General features: G+C 69.9%; 14 protein-coding genes. 5 read left to right on the forward strand and 9 right to left on the reverse strand.

All coding sequences use genetic code 11. The features are described from left to right. The first annotated feature begins 38 nt into the window (after window positions 1-38). Together F8566_RS30705 and F8566_RS30710 are read left to right on the forward strand one after the other, a co-directional pair. Window positions 39-608 (forward strand): RNA polymerase sigma factor, encoded by a 570-nt coding sequence (locus F8566_RS30705; protein ID WP_225993660.1) that lies wholly within the window; start codon window positions 39-41, stop codon window positions 606-608. Then, the gene (locus F8566_RS30710) at window positions 605-1834 is read left to right on the forward strand and encodes a PD40 domain-containing protein (RefSeq protein WP_151565348.1); all 1230 of its coding nucleotides are present in this window, start codon (window positions 605-607) and stop codon (window positions 1832-1834) included. The genes F8566_RS30705 and F8566_RS30710 overlap by 4 nt, the downstream gene beginning before the upstream one ends. 56 nt (window positions 1835-1890) lie before the next feature. Here the strand turns inward: F8566_RS30710 and F8566_RS30715 are convergent, their stop codons facing one another. From F8566_RS30715 to F8566_RS30750, 8 genes are all read right to left on the reverse strand, one after another. Continuing rightward, window positions 1891-2445, reverse strand: coding sequence for a hemerythrin domain-containing protein (locus F8566_RS30715; RefSeq protein WP_151565349.1), 555 nt, complete (start codon window positions 2443-2445; stop codon window positions 1891-1893). A 1-nt stretch (window position 2446) separates the two neighbouring features. After that, the gene (locus F8566_RS30720) at window positions 2447-3667 is read right to left on the reverse strand and encodes a hypothetical protein (protein WP_151565350.1); all 1221 of its coding nucleotides are present in this window, start codon (window positions 3665-3667) and stop codon (window positions 2447-2449) included. A gap of 189 nt (window positions 3668-3856) precedes the next feature. Further along, complete coding sequence (locus tag F8566_RS30725) at window positions 3857-5641, reverse strand: ABC transporter ATP-binding protein (protein ID WP_151565351.1); 1785 nt, start codon at window positions 5639-5641, stop codon at window positions 3857-3859. A 10-nt stretch (window positions 5642-5651) separates the two neighbouring features. Beyond that, complete coding sequence (locus F8566_RS30730) at window positions 5652-7319, reverse strand: ABC transporter ATP-binding protein (RefSeq protein WP_225993661.1); 1668 nt, start codon at window positions 7317-7319, stop codon at window positions 5652-5654. A 22-nt stretch (window positions 7320-7341) separates the two neighbouring features. Beyond that, a complete protein-coding gene (locus tag F8566_RS30735; protein ID WP_151565352.1) occupies window positions 7342-8073 on the reverse strand; it encodes a (2Fe-2S)-binding protein in 732 nt (243 codons plus the stop codon). A gap of 81 nt (window positions 8074-8154) precedes the next feature. Continuing rightward, window positions 8155-10026, reverse strand: a complete 1872-nt coding sequence (locus tag F8566_RS30740) for a CASTOR/POLLUX-related putative ion channel (protein WP_449692811.1) — start codon at window positions 10024-10026, stop codon at window positions 8155-8157. Between the two features lie 154 nt (window positions 10027-10180). Beyond that, window positions 10181-10735, reverse strand: a complete 555-nt coding sequence (locus tag F8566_RS30745) for a VOC family protein (protein WP_192809942.1) — start codon at window positions 10733-10735, stop codon at window positions 10181-10183. Continuing rightward, complete coding sequence (locus tag F8566_RS30750; protein ID WP_151565355.1) at window positions 10728-11390, reverse strand: RNA polymerase sigma factor; 663 nt, start codon at window positions 11388-11390, stop codon at window positions 10728-10730. The genes F8566_RS30745 and F8566_RS30750 overlap by 8 nt, the downstream gene beginning before the upstream one ends. A gap of 101 nt (window positions 11391-11491) precedes the next feature. Here F8566_RS30750 and F8566_RS30755 point away from each other — a divergent pair, with 101 nt between their 5' ends. Next, window positions 11492-12232, forward strand: a complete 741-nt coding sequence (locus F8566_RS30755; protein WP_225993663.1) for an alpha/beta hydrolase — start codon at window positions 11492-11494, stop codon at window positions 12230-12232. Here the strand turns inward: F8566_RS30755 and F8566_RS30760 are convergent. Beyond that, the gene (locus tag F8566_RS30760) at window positions 12229-13527 is read right to left on the reverse strand and encodes an MFS transporter (RefSeq protein ID WP_151565356.1); all 1299 of its coding nucleotides are present in this window, start codon (window positions 13525-13527) and stop codon (window positions 12229-12231) included. The genes F8566_RS30755 and F8566_RS30760 overlap by 4 nt on opposite strands. A gap of 68 nt (window positions 13528-13595) precedes the next feature. Here F8566_RS30760 and pdxR point away from each other — a divergent pair, with 68 nt between their 5' ends. Together pdxR and F8566_RS30770 are read left to right on the forward strand one after the other, a co-directional pair. Beyond that, on the forward strand, window positions 13596-15026 hold the full coding sequence (pdxR, locus tag F8566_RS30765) for a MocR-like pyridoxine biosynthesis transcription factor PdxR (protein ID WP_151565357.1): 1431 nt from the start codon (window positions 13596-13598) through the stop codon (window positions 15024-15026). A 95-nt stretch (window positions 15027-15121) separates the two neighbouring features. Then, window positions 15122-16306: an MFS transporter gene (locus F8566_RS30770; protein WP_151565358.1), complete on the forward strand. Its 1185-nt coding sequence runs from the start codon at window positions 15122-15124 to the stop codon at window positions 16304-16306. Window positions 16307-16316 lie beyond the last annotated feature (10 nt).

Here is a 16316-nt window from a genome sequence, read left to right on the forward strand (position 1 = left end):
CTGAATCCTCTGGGGCGGGGCGAGCAACAATCTGGGCCATGGCGCGTCTTTATGGCATGGATCAAGAGGGCTTGACCGTGATCGACCCGCCTGGCGCCGGACCGGAACCCGAATCCGAGCCCGAGCCCGAGCCGGTGGGCGCGCTGTTCGCCGAGAACCGGCTCAAGCTGTTCCGGCTTGCGGTGCTTCTGGTCGGGGACGAGAACACCGCCGAGGACGTCGTGCAGGACGCGTTCCTCGGACTGCACCGCAGATGGGGGACGCTGGACGGCGAGGAGAAGGCGCTCGCGTACGCCCGGGCGTCCGTCGTGAACGCCTGCCGGTCGGTCATCCGGCGCCGCGTGGTGGCGCGGCGGTTCGGAGCGCACCATGAGCCGCCGATGTGGTCGGCGGAGTCGGAGGCGCTCGTCGGCGAGGACCGCCGCCGCGTCATGGAGGCCGTGCAGCGGCTGCCACGCAGACGGCGCGAGGTGCTCGTCATGCGCTACTACCTCGACCTGAGCGACGCGGAGATCGCCGCCGCGCTGGGCGTCAGCCAGGTCACCGTCCGTACGACCGCCGCCCGGGGCCTCAAGGCCCTGGCCCGCCTCCTGGGGAACGACGAATGACCAAGACCGAAGAGCAACTGCGCGACGCACTGCACGGCATCGCGGCCGCCACCCGCATTCCCGAGGTCAGGACCGGCGAGGTACGGACCCCGCGGGTCTCGTCCTGGCTGATCCCCGCCACCGTCGCCGCCGCCGTCGTGCTGGTCATGGCGATCGGCGTGGCCGGCACGTCCTTGTTCCGTTCGCAGGAACGGGCGGCCGCGCCGCCGAGCACGCCGGGACGGTTCTTCGTGGCCGGTGCCGCGTACGGCCAGGGGTCGCCTGGTAACGGCGTGACCGTACGAGACGCCGCCACGGGTGCGATCACCGCCACCGTCCCGCCGCCGAAGGGCGTTGCGGAATGGATCGCCATCACCGCCACCAACGACGAGACACTCTTCTACCTCGCGGGAGCGAAGCCCGGCCCGGCCGGGGAGAGGCTCTACCGTCTGAGTCTCACCTCAGCGGGACGCCTGAGAGGTCTGGATCCGGTCAACGGCGGCAAGGACGACGGTCTCATCCGTTACATCGCCGCCAGCCCGGATGGACGCCGCATCGCATACCCGGTGGATGCCCTGCTCAAGAGCAGCAGGGTACCGATCGACCCGAAGACCCCCGTGCTGCCGATCGACCCACGGAAGAACGCGCCGGGCCACAAGTGGGGCTCTCCTCCGCCACTCAAGAGAAACGGCGGGACATGGGACTTGCACGGGCCCATTGAGATCGTGGTGGTGGACGTCGTCACAGGGCGCCGGGAGGTCTTCAAGTCGAAGGAGACGGGCCTGCTGGAGTCGCTGAGCTGGTCCGCGGACGGGCGCCGCCTCGCGTACTCCGTCGGGGGCGCGTCCGGCATGGACGGCGTCTGGGTCCTGGACACCGGCGCGGGACACGACCTGGTCAAGGCCTCCCATCGCGTGCCCGTCCAAGGCCCTCTGACCACGCCCGTCCTCAGCTCCGACGGCAGGAAGCTGTACGTGATCGCGGCGCAGGGCAAGGACCCGTCGTGGACGCGCGTCATCGAGGTGGACGTCGCGACCGGGCGCCGGCTGCGCGTCCTCTTCGAGCAGAAGTACGTGGACAACCCCAGGAACGTCACCTGGATGTTCACTCAGCTCGACCGAGACGCCACCGGCCGCTTCCTGATGGCCGTTTCCGACCGCTACGCCCACCGCATCGATCTCTCCAACGGGCAGACCTCGCGTATCCCGTTCCCCGGCGGCGCCGAGCCGTACTCGTTCGCCTGGTAGCACGTGGCATCTGGGGGCTTCCGCTGCGAGTGCCATGGCAGCGGAAGCTCTTTGGGTCAATGTGCTTTGCGGATGATGTCGCGGATGCGGTCGACCATCGCGACGAGGGGCCCGGCGAGCAGGTTCTTGGTGGCGCTCTCCGTACCGGGGTGCGGGTGAGTCGGGGCTGTGGCCTCGGCGGCCTTGACGGCGGCGCCGAGCGCCGTGAGCTGCTTCTCGGTGAACTGGTCGCGGATCCGGAAGAACTCGTACCGTTCCTCGGCCCGGGCGTGGGTGAGCACGGCGACGCGCAGTACGTCGAGCTCAGCGTCGAAGCGCGGGTCGTCCGGCCCCATGTCCTCCAGCGCGGCGAGCTGCTCCTTGGCCTCGTGCTCCTCGTTCAGCCGGTCGTCGACGATGCCGGAGCCGCCCGGCAGAGACGTGCGGGCCGCCGGGTGCACGATCTCCTCCTCGGCGGTCTCGTGCACGGCCAGCAACCGCACGAGACGTCCGAACGCGTCGTGCCGGGCCTCGTCCCGGCTCTCCGCCACCTCGTCGAACAGCTCGCGGATCTGGCTGTGCTGCTGGATCAGCAGATCCACGACGTCGGTCTTCGCCGGTGCCGTGGGCATGTCAGCTCTCCTCGTCGCGAATGCGGAGCTCCCGGAAGCTCTCGACCGGGTGCGGCCCTTCCGGCTGGTGCCGGTACTCCTGGCCGAAGCGCTCGCGGTGCTGGTCGATGACCTGTTCGCTCGGCGGCTTCTCGCCTCCGTGGATCTGCTCCTGCATGCGCTCGAACCGTTCGTGCGCGTCCCGTACGTAGCCGGCACCGAGGGTGGTGAGGTCGATCTGTGTGGCCAGCAGATTGCGGAGGAGCTCCTTGTTGGGCTCGAACGTGACGGGCGGCGGCAGTTCTGGGGCGAGGATGCTCTCGGGGTCGCGGCCGTCGTGCCGGCGCATGAGGTCGCAGGCGAGGCGGAGGTGTTCGAGTTCCATGTTGAGGTGGAGTTCCCAGATGGCCTTCACCTTGGGGTCGGTCTCGGTCTCCATGAACGAGTGGTAGAGGTAGCACTCGTTGTATTCGTGGTTGACCAGCCGTTCCCACCAGGTCTCGCCCGGGTCGACCAGGGACTCGTAGTGGGTGACGTGCTCTTCCTCGATGAGCCCGATCTCCTGGTAGAGCTGTCGCGCGATCGGCTCCATGTACTGCGGCCCTACGTTCATGTAGAAGTTCATCGTCTGCTGCTCAGCCGACATGATCGTCAGCGCGTGCAGCTTGGACAGCGGCTCGGTCTTGTTCTTGTCGTACGGGTCGCGGAGGTTGTCGGCGGGATGCCGGTGCTCGACGAGCGTCGGCCGTCCCGGCATGATCTCGGTGAGGTCCCCGACGATCTTCTCGGCCTTGCGGTGCTCGATCATCTCGTAGAGGTTGGCGTAGCGGTACAGGTGGTCGAAGTCCTCCAGCACCCCGAACTCGTACGCCTGCTGCAGGTAGGGATCGGGCTCCATTCGCGACACCCACGCGGTGAGGTCGACGGCGACCTGCTCGTAGGAGATGGTCGTCTCCAGCACCGAGGCCTGGCCGGGGAGCAGCCAGTTGACGGCCTTCTGCTGTTGCTGCTCGATGAAGCGCACTTCGGCGAGCTGCTTCTTGACCTCCGGGTCGGGGCAGATGCGGTTGAAGTGGTGGCTGAAGAACACCGCCTCCACCTCGATGCCGTTCATCGTGATGATCCGGCACTTGGTGTACGGGTCGCTCCGGTCCGGGTCGACGGGCTCCACGTCGAGCTCACGCCAGTTGCGGACCTGACGGTCCAGGGGGATTCCACGGTGTTCCAGTGGATTGAAGGACATGCCGCTCTCCTTTCACAACGCCTGAGCGACTGCTCGTGGCGAAGAGCGAATCCGCCCTACCCTCCGATCCCCGTCACAACCACAGAAGCCTTTTCAGGCATGTCAGCGCGCCGGGACGGCCAAGGACGCCGAGCAACGACGTGGCGATGCCGACCTTGCTGCGGCCGTCCCAGGGGGCCGGAGGGTCGTTCATGAGCGGCTGTTGTCGGACCAGGCTTCCCAGAGGGCGGCGTAGCGGCCGTTGGCGTGGACGAGGTCGGAGTGCGTGCCGGTCTCGACGACGACGCCCTTGTCGAGCACCACGATGCGGTCGGCCTCGGCGGCCTGGGTGAGGCGGTGGGCGACGATGAGCGCGGTGCGTCCCTCGATCGCGGCCGCGGCGGCGGCCTCCAAGGTGCGGGCTCCGGCGCTGCCTGCCTCGGCGGTGGCCTCGTCCAGGACGACGACCGGGGGATCGGCCAGAACGAGCCGGGCCAGGGCCAGCTGCTGTGCTTGCGCGGTGGTGAGGCGGTGGCCGCTCTCACCCACGACGGTGTCGAGGCCGTCGGGCAGCGCCTCGGCCCAGGACAAGGCCCCTACCTGGTCGAGCGCGGTGAGGAGGTCGTCGCCCTCCGCGTCCGGGCGGGCCAGGCGGAGGTCGTCGGCGAGGGTGCCGGCGAAGACGTGCACCTCTTGGGTGACCAGGGCGACGGTGCGGCCGGTCGTGGCGGGGCCGGCGTCGCCGATGCTGATCGTGCCGCGATCGGGATGGTGGATGCCCGCGATGAGCTTGGCGAGGGTGGTCTTGCCGGCGCCGCTCGCGCCGACCAGGGCCACGCGTTCCTTGCCCGCGATGTCCAGGGTGACGCCGCGCAGCACCGGGTGACCGGGGCGGTAGGCGTACTCGACTCCGGAGATCTGCACGGAGGCGTCGTCCGGGCGGGCGGTCTGCTCTGTGGGCGCCGGTGCCATGTCGGCGACGCCTACGAGCCGGGCGAGTCCGGCGGTCGCCGCCTGGGCGTCGTCGACGAGCCCGAGCGCGATGTTGATCGGGGTGAAGAGGCTGTGGAAGTAGAGCGCGGCTGCGCTGGCCGTTCCGATGCTGACGCTGCCGTTCCGGACCAGCAGGAAGCCGGCCACCAGGACGGCGGACAGCCCCACGAACTCGGCGAGGTTGAGGCGCGAGTAGAACCGCGTCACCAGGCGGATGCCGCGCAGCGCCAGGTCGACGGCCTTGTTGGAGGAGGCGGCCACCTGCTTCACGTGGTCGTCGGCGAGCCGGAACGCGCGGACGGTGGAGGCCCCGCCGATGGTGCCCAGCAGCTGCTGTTGCTGGCCGCCGACGGCGACGCGCTGCGCCGCGTACAGCGGGACCGCTCGCTGCACGTACCATCGCACCGTCCACGCCTGGATGGGGACCGCCAGGAGCGCCACGAGCAGGAACCGCCAGTCGAGGATCGCCAGCGCCACCAGGGTGAGGCCGAGTGTCAGCACTGAACGTGCGAGGGCCGGCAACGCGTCCCGGAACACGTTGGTGATCACGGAGACGTCGTTGGTGACGCGGGACGTGAGGTCGCCCGACCCGGCCCGCTCGACGCGTTCGAGCGGGAGGCCCAGGGCGCGTTCGACGAAGTGTTCGCGCAGCGTCGCCAGCATGCCTTCGCCGACCCGGGCCACGAGGATGACGCCGAACGAGGTCGCGACGCCCTGCACGGCCGCGATGAGCGCCAGCCAGGTGACCGGCGTCGTGATCGCGCTCGCCGGGCGCCCGTCGGCCACCAGGTCGATGATGTGCCCGAGTACCGGAGCGGTGAGGAGCCCGATCCCGGTCGCGGTGGCCAGCACGAGGAAACCCGCCCATGCCGTGCGCCGATGAGGGCGCGCGAGCTCTCGCAACGCCGAACGGGTCCGCGGGCCGGTCGCCGTCGGCAGCAACTCCCGTTCGTGCGGGTCGGTGGCATGGGGGAGCGGCCGGGCCTTGTCGTCGTTCGTCATGCGCTCTCCTTCAGGCCAGGACCGTGGCGCGGTACGCGTCGTCGCCGTGCACGAGGTCGGCGTGGGTGCCCTCGGTGACGACGGTGCCGTCCGCGACGTACACGACGCGGTCGGCAGCGGCGAGGAGCGCGGGGCTGGTGGCCACGATGATCGTCGTACGTCCCGCGCGGGCCTCCCGGATCCCCGCTGCGATGCGCGCCTCGGTGACCGCGTCCACGGCCGTGGTCGGGTCGTGCAGGACCAGCACGGGGGGGACCGCGGCGAGCGCGCGGGCCAGGGCCACGCGCTGGCGCTGCCCGCCGGAGAGCGAACGGCCGCGTTCGGTGAGCGCCGTCCCGGAACCCTCGGGGAGGCTGTCTGCGACCTCGTCGGCCGACGCGGCGGACATCGCCGGAACGATCCCGTCCGGGGCGGCCGCGGCTCCGACGTTGTCCAGGAGCGTTCCCTCGAACAGGTCGGCGTCGTGCTCGGCGACCAGCACGGCGGTACGGATCGCGGCGGGGTCGAGCTCGGAGAAGGGCAGCCCGTCGAGCGTGATCACCCCCTCGTCAGGGTCGGCCGCGCGGCCGAGCACCCGGAGCAGCGCTGTGGCGGCGGTGGGCTCGGCCACGATGCCCAGCATCTCGCCGGGCGCGACGTCCAGGCTCAGATCGTTCAATGCGCCGTGAGAGACGTTCCTCAACCGGACCTCCCCGCGGACCTGGGCCGGCAGGGCCCCCGCTCCGTCGGCGACCGCCGGGGGAGTGGCGAGTACGGCGGCGATGCGCGCGGCGGAGGCGCGGCCCTGGGCGAGCTCGCCGTTCGCCCACGCGAGGATCGACAGCGGGGTCAGCAGAAACTGCGCCAGGCCGACCGCGGCGACCAGCTGCCCGACCGTGATGTCGCCCGAGGCCGCGAGCCGTCCGCCCACGAGGGCGACGACGGCGATGAAGACGCCGGTCAGGGCGAGCATGCCGCCGTCATGCCAGGCCTGGGCCCGAGCCGCCCGCAAGGTCGCGGCCAGCGAATCGCGGCTCGTTCTGCGGTAACGGCTCACAGCCGTGGCCTCCGCGCCGAGCCCCTTGAGAACGCGGAGACCCGAGATCAGGTCAGCGGCGACGCCGGACGCGTGCGCGGCGCGTTCCTGCTCGGTGCCGCTGCGGCGCTCAAGCGGCCTGCCCAGCAGGTGAGCCAGCAGCAGCAGGGGAGGAATGCCCAGCAGGACGACCAACCCCAGCGGCACCGAGACCCACAGCAGCGCGAACCCACCCGCGACGAGCCCGGCCAGCGCCGCGACCCCCGCTGTCAACGCGATGTGGACCGCCCCGACCCGCTTGGCGTCGCCGCTGGCGATGTTGACCAGCTCTCCTGGCAGCCGGCCGTGCTCCGCGCCGCCCCGGGGATGGAGGACGCGCTCGGTGAGCTCGATCCTCAGCCCGTGCGCGGCCTGCTCCGACGCCCGTTCAGCGGCCCGGAAGCTGAACCGGTAGCTGAACGACAACACGGCGAAGACCACGGCGAGCACCCCGACCCAGCGAAGCAGGGCGCCGCTGTCCCCGGTGGAGACCGCCTTGTCGATCACCACGCCGATCACCACGGGCACCAGCGCCTCACCTACCTGGTGCCCGGCGGCCAGCAACGACCCGCCCGCCGAATGCCGCCACTGACCGGTGATCGCGCGCTTCAGCACGTCGGACACTCTGGCTCCTCCTCGCAGGTGTTCAAGCAGGTGGGGTGTTCACGCAGCAGGTGGGGCAGGGATCGCTGCCCGGCAGCGTCACCCACAGGCAACACGTCCGCCGCCGCAGTGAGGGCATCTCCACCAGCCCGGCCACCGGCCCGCCGATCGCGCTCACGAGGCCCTCTGCCGCGTCGGCCCCCATTCCGAGCATCTCGAACGGCTCGACCAGCGCCTCCGCGACCGATCCCCACAATCCCCGCCGCCCGGTCCGGGTCAGGTCATGAAGCGCCTCGATGACGGGTGCGTGGAGGTTTTCGATCAGCGTGTCCCGGATGACCGGGCCAAGGTAGCCCGGCTCGCCGGAGGCGACTCGCGCCTCGTTCAACCCGACGAGCATGAACGGCTCGTCCTCCAGGGGCTGTACCGAGGTGCTCTCCGCGGTCATCAGGGGAACGTGTCCGCCCAGAGCCCAGCCCACGACGACGGGGAGGGTAGTCCAGTAGGAGAACTGCTTCCACCACAAGGCCGCCGCGACATGCGGGGGAGCCGACCACCGTTCCGCGGCCTGCTCGACCATCGCTGCCAGGGCCGTATGGGGCGCCTGAGTCAGCTCGCTGATCGAGGACCATCCGTCTCCGGCCCGGAGGGCAGGTGCCAGGCCAAGCGTGATCCCAGCCGCCTCAGCACCTCGGAGCGTCTCCAGAAGCGGCTGCAACGCCACCTCGGCATCGCGCCCACCGCTGACCGCCGCCCCGGACAACGTCGCCTCCACCGCGCCTCCGAACCGTAAATAAGGCAAGCCTAACCTAAAGCCCAAGTCAAAGATCTAGCCCCGTTCCCGCCCGTGTGGGGATCAGTCCTTGGCGATGACGATGACGTGGTCCTCGGCGCTGAGCTCCATTGGTGCTCTTTTGTCGGGGTTGAGAACGACGCCGTAGTCGGGGGGCTGGTGGAAGCGTTCTTGCAACCGGTAGCCGATCGCGGTCTCGCCGCGGCGGCGGGCGGCCTCGATCACGGTGGCGAAGTTCGCGGTGATGCCGGGGTGCAGGTAGTCGGGGGCGGGCTTGAGGTAGATCTCCGAACCCGCCGGGTCGAGGAGGTCGGCGAAGACCTCGTACAGGTGGCGGTTCTCGCTGAGCTGCGTGAGCATCAGGCTGATCAGCTTGTCGCTGACCACGAAGTCGTCGGCCTTGGTGACCTGGGCGATCTCACGGTTGGCGTCGTCGTGGATCTCGCTGACGATGGAGTAGGGATCGCCGAGGCTCTCTTCGAGATCCCGCAGGTGCAGCAGGGTGACCAGGGTCCGGGCATCGGCGTGCGTGTCTTCGTAGCCCGCGTCGCCCAGGACGATGATGTGCTGGTAGGAGCCCACGTCGAGGGCTTCGAGCTGGTTGCGGTCGGTGGAGTCGCAGCGGGTGAACGCCACGGTCAGGTTGGTGAGGGTGCCGAGCGTCTCGCGCGGATCGGCGCGCTGTGCGGCGATCGTCAGGCCGGAGCCCGGCTCGGTGAACTCGTCCAGCAGGCTGATGACCTCCGGGGCGCGGTGGTTCCAGCCGATCAGCAGGGTGCGCCCGCGCACGGTCGGACGTGAGGTCGCGGTGGCGATGGCCCGTTCAAAGATCTCCGGCCGGGGGCCGAGCCTGATGAGCAGGTCGTCCTCGGCGAGCAGGACGATCTCGTCGTCAGCGTGGATCACGGTGTCGGGGGAGGGATTGACCAGGACCGCCCCGTCCGCGCGCCGCGCGCCGACGGGGATGCCGAGCTCGTACGCCCCCAGCGCCTCGCCGTAGGTGATCCCGGCCAGGCTCGGCTCGGGCCGCATGTAGAACTCATGGCCCCGGTAGTTGAGCAGGTCGGTGTAGACCTGCGACAGGCCGGACTGGCGGTGCGACTGGACGATGAGCTGGATGGCGATGTCGTCGGCGTCGATGACCTGAGCCGCCGGCCCTCCGGCGAGCCGGGCGGCCGGGAGGTTGGCCGAGTCGTGCACGGCCGCCACCACGTGGGGCCGCGCGCCGTCCCAGGCCCGCCCGCCCAGCGACAGCAGCACCTTGATCACGTGGTTGTCGGCGTCCTCGACCGGCGGCGAGAGCACCACGATGGAACGGGCCGTGTCGGGGCTGACCAGGTCGAGGTCGGCGACCTTCAGGGGATTGCCGTGCCGGCAGACGACCCGCGTCCGCCTCGTGTCGCCCACCCGCGCCCGGATCGCATCCTCCATGTCGACCTTGTCGAGGTCGGCGAGGATCGCGATGCAGGACCGGCGTTTGCTCTGGTTGGCCTCCGCCAGCTCCGCGATGACGGTGAAGACCTGCTCGGACCAGCCGAGCACGACGGTGTGATCGTGCTCGATGATCCGCGACCGGCCCTTGCGCAGCTCGTCGATCTTGTTCTCGAGCCCGGTGGTGAGCACGCCGATCAGCGCGCTGACGATGAAGATCCCGCCGACCGTCGAGACCAGCATGAGCGCCAGGAACGGAGCCGTGCCCGTGTCGTCGCCCATCGTCCCCGGGTCGAGCGTGCGCAACAGGCTGCGCCACACGACCCCGGGCCAGTGCCCGTTGTCACGCGAGTTCTTGGGCGCGACGACCACGGCGAGCGAGGCCACCACCAGGATGAGCACGCCGGACGCGAGCCCCAGCCAGCCGATCAGCGCCGGGGTGCCCTTCGACATGGTGTTGTCGAACCAATACCGAACCCGCTCGCGCCTGCCGCTCCGAGCCAAGCGCCCTCCCGTGCCGCATGGCCGCCACCCCCGCCGGCCCCCCATCAACCCGGAGAGATCTTAGGGGCAGACCGCAACGACCCCCACCAAATCCAGGGATGTCGTCACCCGAGGACCGTGGGCACACGCTTGCACGGACGGAAGACGGCGAACGTCAGCCCCGCTCCGGGGGAGCCTCGGCGACCGGCGTTGTGATCATCCAGCGGTGGCCGAACGGGTCGTTGATGACGCCGTTACGGCCGTACGGGTAGTCCTGGACCGGCCGGGTGAGCTCGGCGCCCAGCGCCACGGCACGGGAGACGACCCGGTCGACGTCCGGCACCGTCAGGTAGAGCGACTGGCTGGGGCCGCCGCGGGCCTTGGGCCCAAGCAGCCCTTCCTCGGGCCACTCGTCCGCCAGCATGAGGACCGAGTCGCCGATGGACAGCTCGGCGTGGCCGATCCGGCCGTCCTCCATGACGATCGGCTCGTCCCGCCAGCGCGCGTCGAGCGCCCGCGCGTACCAGTCCAGCGCCCGCCGTCCGTCGTCGACGCAGATATAGGGCGTCAGCGAACGCAGGTGCGCCTCCGGCTTCATGTCCGTGCTCATGGTGTCTCCCATCGGTCGGAGCAGCGCTCGCCGCATGCGTTCTCGCAGCCGCGCCGCGAAGATCGGGTCCGGGTCGACCGGCAGGACCGGTGTCCGGAGGGCCTCCATCGGATCAGTCATCACGGCCCTCCTCTCGCGGGTCGACGGGACTTTCGTGGGGCCCGGGCGGCTCCGGCCGGCCCTGGGCATCAGCGGAACCGGTGTGGCTCGTGGTCTTGTCGTTGGAGAACGCACGCGGGGCTGCTGAGGGGGTGCCGGGGGGACACTGCCGGTCGTAGGCACGGCGGAACGCCGCCTTGGCGCGCATGAGGAGGGCCTCGGTCGCGTGAACCGTGCGGCCCAGGTGCTCGGCGACATGGGGGACCGGCAGCCCGTCGAGGTAGCGCAGGGTCAGTGCGGCCCTGTGGCCCGGGGGCAGCTCCTTGAGGACCTCGCGTGCCAGCAGGGCGTCGAGACGTTCCTCCCATGGGTCGTCGGTGTCCGGACGCCCCTCGTCGACCGTGCGGAGCAGGCGCTCCTCACGATCCGCCCGACGCCAGTGATCGGCCAGTTTGTGCCGCGCGACGCCGACCAGCCATGCCGTGGACAACTCGGGTGGCGCCTCCTTCCGTACCGCCTCGACGGCCGCCAGGAACGTCTCGGCCGTGAGGTCCTCGGCCAGTGCCCGCCGTCCGCATCGGGACAGCAGATAGCCATAGACCTGGGGCAGCGCCGCGTCGTACAGCTCCAGCAGGGCAAGCCCCGGGTCCGGCTCCATCTGTCCTGGTGGGCCCATACTCTGTCCATCGGTTCACGGCTGGGTTTTCCGACGGGTGAAGACCAAGTTTTTTCGCCCCGTACACGGATACCGCCTTTCCCATGACCGATCATTGATGGGTGCACGTTCCAGAACCCACCACCCTTTTCACCAGCGACGCCGTTCGTATCGACGCTGGACATTTCCCTGGCGAGGGCGGGTTGTGCTTCGTGCTGGCGCATGGATTCACGTGCTCCTGGCGGCAGCCCAGGCTGCTCCGGATCGCCAATGTGCTGAACCGGCGAGGCGGCGTGATCGGGCTGGACTTCCGCGGCCATGGCCGGTCCGGCGGCCGTTCCACGGTGGGTGATCGCGAGGTGCTCGATGTCGAGGCGGCGGTCGCGGCGGCGCGGCGGCGGGGATATGAGCGCGTCGTGGTGACGGGCTTCTCGATGGGGGCGGCCGTCGCCATACGGCACGCGGGCCTGCACGGGGGCATCGACGGGGTGATCTCGGTCAGCTCGCCCGCCCGCTGGTATTACCGGGGCACGGTGCCGATGCGCCGCGTTCACTGGGCGATCGAACGGCGGACGGGGCGTCTGGCGGTACGGCTCGCACGGGGCACCCGCGTCGCCGCGAACGGCTGGAACCCGGTTCCCGAAGCCCCGCACGAGGTCGTCGGACGCATCGCCCCGGCACCTCTCCTGATCGTTCACGGTGACGCCGACGCGTTCCTTCCGCTGGAGCACGCCCATCAGCTGTACGACGCGGCACGGGACCCTCGAGAGCTCTGGATAGAACCCGCCTTCGGCCACGCCGAGGTAGCGGCCACCCGGGACCTCATCGAACGCATCGCAGACTGGGGAGCCGCCCAGCGCTAGCGGTGGCGTGGGCCTGCGGTGAGGAGGCGCTGGGTGCCGGGGGCCGGCTGTGGTCCGGGCGCGGTGGTTTCGAGGGCGGAGGCTGGGCGGGTGCGTTCTGCCCAGCGGACAGCGGGGGTCATGGCGAAGCCGGCGGCCAGGAAGATGACACCGAGGACGAGCCAGCCGGGGGCGCCCCAGCCCATGATCAACGTGGTGAGGAGGATGGGGCCCAGCATGCGGGCCAGAGGGATGCCCATGCCGAAGAAGCCCTGGTACTGGCCTTGCTGCCGGGCAGGGGCGAGACCGAAGCTGATCTCCCAGGCGCCCGAGGCGAGGAACATCTCGCCGGCCACCTGGAGAACGATGCCGGCCAGGAGGATGAGGGCGGCCGGCCACGCGGACGAGCCGTACGCGGAGAGGGCGAAGACGGTGCAGCACGCCAGCATGATCAAGCCGGCAAGCCGGACGAACCTCGTGGCGCTCGGCAGGCCGGTCACGCCACGGGCCACACGGACCTGGAAGAGCACGACGCAGACCGTATTGATCACGAGCATGGCGGAGACCAGCCAGCGCGGTGCGTCGGTGCGTTCGACCACCCAGAGCGGCATGACGAGGCCGAGCATCGGCATGTAGAGCAGCATCACCGTGTTGATCAGCGTGAGCACGGCGTACGGGCGATCGCGGAGAACGGCGAGCTTGGGCTCTCCGCCCTCGGCGGGCGGCGCGGGCGGCACGGCGGGGAGCCGGGTGAGGACGGCCCCCGTGATCAGGAAGGCCACGGCGTCCACGGTGAAGACGGCGAGGTAGGCGCCCTCGCTGTCGAGCTGCAGCGCGAGGCCGCCCAGGGCGGCGCCGATCGCGAGGCCCGCGTTCGCCGTGGACTGCATGAAGGCGCGGGCCTCGGTGCGGCGGCCCGGCTCCACGAGGCCGGCGAGCAGCGCCTGGCGCGCGGCGCCCAGGCCGCTCTGGAAGCTCGCGTACAGGCAGGCGACCAGGATGAAGGGCACGAACGCCCGCACGGTGAGGAAGGCCGCCACCGAGCCGGCGGTGGCGAGGGCGAGCATGATCGCGGTGCCGCGCGGGCCACGGCGGTCGGCCAGGGCGCCGAGGGGGACACCGGCGAACGAGCCGACGGCCCAGGCGATGGTCAGGCCAAGGCCGATCTGGCTCGGCGACATTCCGACGACGCGAATGAAGAACAGAGCGGAGCATACGAGGAACGCGCCGTCGCCGAGCGAGCCGGCCAGCTGTGCGGTGGCGAGAACGCGCGGTGCGCCGGACGGGGGCACGAACCTGCTGGTGATCGCGTGCATGTCTTGACTATGGCAAGCCGGCTTGGCTCCTCGTAAGCTCCAATCGATGCCAAACCGATGGGGCCAAATTGGATCTTCATATCAGCCTTGAGGGGCGGGGTGACCTGGCCGCCCGCATCTACCGGCAGATCCTGGACGCGATCCTCGACGGCCGGTTGCGCGCCGGTGAACGCCTGCCGCCCACGCGCGAGCTGGCCACCCGTCTGGAGGTCTCCCGCAACACCGTTGCCGCGGCCTACGACAGGCTGACGGCGGAAGGGTTCCTTGAGGGCCGGTCCGGCGCCGGCACCTTCGTCCTGAACGAGCCGCTCCGCCGGCGCCGCACCCGCACGAGTACAAGCGGGCGTGCCGTACGGCCGAGGAGCCGCTGGGAATCCTTGGGTGTAGTGCCCAACGACCGGAGTGAGTTCGCGTTCGACTTCCGCTTGGGCATGCCTGATGCGACGTTGTTCCCGCTAGAGACTTGGCGGCGGCTGGTGTCCCGGGAGCTACGGCTCTCGTCCTTGCGTTCGGGTGGTTATGGCGAGCCTGCGGGTCACCCGGCTCTGCGTGAGGCGATCGCTCGCTATGCGGGCCTGTCGCGCGGTGTACGGGCCGAAGCTGAGGACGTCATCGTCACCCAAGGCGCCCAGCAGGCAATCGATCTCGTCGGACGCATCCTCATCGAGCCAGGCGACTGTGTCGCTGTGGAAGAGCCCGGCTATCCGCCCGCAAGGCTCCTCTTCGAATCGCTGGGCGCGCGCGTCGTCGGTGTACGGGTGGACGATGAGGGGCTGGACGTCTCTGCGATCCCCAAGGCGGCGCGTCTCGTCTATGTGACGCCGTCTCATCAGTTCCCGCTCGGCACCCCGATGTCTCTGGCGCGCCGTACCGCCCTGCTTGCGTGGGCCGAGCACAACGGCGACGTGGTGATCATCGAGGACGACTACGACAGCGAGTTCCGGTTTTCCGACCGGCCGCTGGAGCCCTTGCAAGGCCTCGACCGAACGGGCCGCGTTGTCTACGTGGGCTCGTTCTCCAAAACGCTGCTGCCGCTGCTCCGCGTGGGTTTCATGGTGGCGCCCGCGTCTCTCCAGCGTGCGCTTCACACAGCCAAGCAACTGTCCGACTGGCATGGCGAACCCACCACGCAGGCCGCGTTGGCCCGTCTGATAGACGAAGGGCTGCTGGCGCGTCACATCCGTAAGGCCAACCGCGAGTACGCGTCACGCCACGAACGGATCCTTACCGCCCTCCACAACGACTTCTCCGAATGGCTGACGCCCGTTCCCTCCGCAGCAGGCCTGCACCTTTGTGCGCGTCTAAAGCCCCAACGGGATATCGACCTCAAACGACGGCTCGCAAGCGCGCGCGAGGCAGGCATAGCAGTGGAGTCACTCGCAAACTACTGCGCTGTTGCTCCCGTTCAAGAAGGGCTCGTCATTGGCTATGGGGCGATCCCCACCGAACGAGTCGAAGAAGGCTTGCGCCGTCTCTACGCTCACATCTGCCGCTCTTAGTCGCGCAGCACGTCCCCGGTAGAGGCGGGGTTCGTTCGTTTCGCCTCCGTGCGAAACAATAACGCTCCTCCTGCGAAGATCGTCAGACTCGGGCCATGCGCAGCTATCGCGAACTCTTCCGCACGCCGGAGTTCACGCCGCTCTTCACGACGGTGTCCGTCCAGATCGCCGCCATGACGGTCACCGGGCTGGCCCTGGGCACCCTCGTCTACGCCGCGACGGGCTCGCCCCTCCTATCAGCGCTCAGTATGTTCGGCTCCTCCTTCGCCCAGGTCGTGGGCGCGGCCATGCTCCTCTCAGCGGCCGACCGGCTGCCTCCGCGTGCGGCCATGACGGGCCTGGCGCTGGTCGCATGCCTGAGCACGGCCGCCCTCGCGATCCCTGGAATGCCCGTTTGGGCGTTGTTCGCGATCGTCTTGGCGCAGGGAGTGATCGGGTCAGTCGGGGGCGGGATTCGCTACGGCCTGCTCAGCGAGGTACTCCCCGAGGACGGCTATCTGCTTGGACGCTCAGCCATCAATATGTCCGTCGGCATCATGCAGATCTGCGGTTTCGCCACAGGCGGCGTCCTCGTGGCGTTCCTGTCCCCACGGGGGACCCTGCTCGCGGGTGCGGCGCTCCACCTCCTCGCCGCCGCGTTCGCCCGCTTCGGCCTCACCGCCCGCCCGCCCCGGGCCGCCGGGCGCCCATCGATCGCAGAGACGTGGCGGACGAACGCGCGCCTCTGGTCCTCGGTTCCGCGCCGGTACGTCTACTTGGCCAACTGGCTGCCGAACGGCCTGATCGTCGGCTGCGAGGCCCTCTTCATCCCGTACGCCCCCCACAACGCGGGACTTCTCCTATCGACGGCCGCAGTAGGCATGCTCATCGGCGACGTGATGACCGGCCGCTTCGTCCCCCGGAAATGGCGAGTGCACCTAGGTCCCTACCTTCTCCTTCTCCTCGGCGCCCCCTACCTGATCTTCGCCCTCCACCCGCCTCTGCCGCTCGCGACCGCCGCCGTGGTCCTCGCCTCGATCGGCTTCTCCGCCAGCCTCCTCCTCCAGGAACGCCTCATGGCCCTCACCCCGGACGACATGCACGGCCAAGCCCTAGGCCTGGACAACTCCGGCATGATCGCCATGCAAGGCGTAGGCGCCGTCCTGGCCGGGACCATAGCCCAGCAAACCTCGCCCGCGACCGCGATCGCCCTGGTGGCAGCGCTCTCCCTGGCCGTGACCCTGGCCTTGACCCCCGGCCTCCGCCCCCAACCTCCCAAGCCCATCCCGGCCCCCGCCTAACACCCACCGG

Origin of the sequence: Actinomadura rudentiformis (genome assembly GCF_008923185.1) — a bacterium.
GTDB classification, from domain to species: Bacteria; Actinomycetota; Actinomycetes; order Streptosporangiales; family Streptosporangiaceae; genus Spirillospora; species Spirillospora rudentiformis.

Excerpts from the sequence above, each read along its gene's own strand:
- F8566_RS30705 (WP_225993660.1), top strand. The coding sequence starts at position 39 with ATGGCGCGTCTTTATGGCATGGATCAAGAGGGCTTGACCGTGATCGAC.
- F8566_RS30720 (WP_151565350.1), bottom strand. The coding sequence starts at position 3,667 with ATGTCCTTCAATCCACTGGAACACCGTGGAATCCCCCTGGACCGTCAG.
- F8566_RS30760 (WP_151565356.1), bottom strand. The coding sequence starts at position 13,527 with ATGCACGCGATCACCAGCAGGTTCGTGCCCCCGTCCGGCGCACCGCGC.
- F8566_RS30770 (WP_151565358.1), top strand. The coding sequence starts at position 15,122 with ATGCGCAGCTATCGCGAACTCTTCCGCACGCCGGAGTTCACGCCGCTC.
- F8566_RS30745 (WP_192809942.1), bottom strand. The coding sequence starts at position 10,735 with ATGACTGATCCGATGGAGGCCCTCCGGACACCGGTCCTGCCGGTCGAC.
- F8566_RS30750 (WP_151565355.1), bottom strand. The coding sequence starts at position 11,390 with ATGGGCCCACCAGGACAGATGGAGCCGGACCCGGGGCTTGCCCTGCTG.
- F8566_RS30725 (WP_151565351.1), bottom strand. The coding sequence starts at position 5,641 with ATGACGAACGACGACAAGGCCCGGCCGCTCCCCCATGCCACCGACCCG.
- F8566_RS30715 (WP_151565349.1), bottom strand. The coding sequence starts at position 2,445 with ATGCCCACGGCACCGGCGAAGACCGACGTCGTGGATCTGCTGATCCAG.
- F8566_RS30710 (WP_151565348.1), top strand. The coding sequence starts at position 605 with ATGACCAAGACCGAAGAGCAACTGCGCGACGCACTGCACGGCATCGCG.